Raw genomic sequence first — 968 nt, 5'->3', positions numbered from 1 at the left:
AAAGGTTTATAATATTTCGAGTAAGAGCATGTTTGATTTTTTTGATTTCACTGGTTAATTCATATTTTTTGCACATAGAGATACCCTCACAATTTAATGTGATAAACATTTGATAAAATTTGGAATGGGAAAATTTGAAAGAGGGGCGCCCCCGCCGCGCCCGTGCTTTCATTTACACTGCTTTATTGATTAGACCCAGACAATCTCTAATTCACCATAAGGAGAGAGACGTTCAGTATAGGTTTTTATTTTAGTAGACCCGCCGACATTTTCACGAATAACAGCAATGCCATGAATGTTAGCATTTTCAAAAACATGTACGTTATTTGCTATACGAGCGTTTTCATAAACCCTAGCATTGTCATAAACATAGGCATTATCATAAATAATAGCCTTGCCATACACATGAGCATTACCATAGACACGGGAATTATCAGAAATAACAGCATTGCCATAAACATGGGCATTATCATAAACATAGCCAGCAATGATAGCATTGTCATAAACCCGCGCATGACCATAGATATGACCACAAGTGACAGCATTGCCAAAAACTCTTGCATTTTCATAAACGTGACCATTTTTAAACACAAGAGCCTCATCATACACCCAGCAATTTCCCTCATGAGAGAGGTTATCTTCCTTTTCAATAAAGCCACCCAAGGCACCAGCTCTAACATCAGAAAAGTCTTTTAATGCTTTAATGCGATAAAGGGTATGATTACCAAATACACGCGTTTCATTTGTGAGTGCAAACTTCTTTTGCATGAGCACAATTCCTTTATAGAGATTTAAATTTTTAAATGAGATGTTTAAAGGAGGGCGCCCCCGCCGCGCCCGCGCGTGTCATTTACGCAGCATCACTTTCATATTCGCTGTCATTATCATCGCCATAATACCCTTCAAAATCAGCATAATACTCATGACGATAATAATCATCTTCGCTCCCAAACTCAGGATATGCATCA

General features: G+C 38.1%; 1 protein-coding gene. It reads right to left on the bottom strand.

All coding sequences use genetic code 11. The annotated features are described in order from the left end of the window. Positions 1 to 189 precede the first annotated feature (189 nt). A complete protein-coding gene (locus tag ACFINE_RS09815) occupies positions 190 to 768 on the bottom strand; it encodes a hypothetical protein (RefSeq protein WP_375621898.1) in 579 nt (192 codons plus the stop codon). Positions 769 to 968: the final 200 nt, after the last annotated feature.

The sequence above is a fragment of the Bartonella sp. AA97HXZ genome, assembly GCF_042196985.1.
Classification (GTDB): domain Bacteria; phylum Pseudomonadota; class Alphaproteobacteria; order Rhizobiales; family Rhizobiaceae; genus Bartonella.
The sequence above is the reverse complement of the archived record's forward strand: the minus strand, read 5'-3'. Positions and strand labels throughout refer to the sequence as shown.

Coding starts and splice junctions, on each gene's coding strand:
- ACFINE_RS09815 (WP_375621898.1), bottom strand. CDS start 768: ATGCAAAAGAAGTTTGCACTCACAAATGAAACGCGTGTATTTGGTAAT.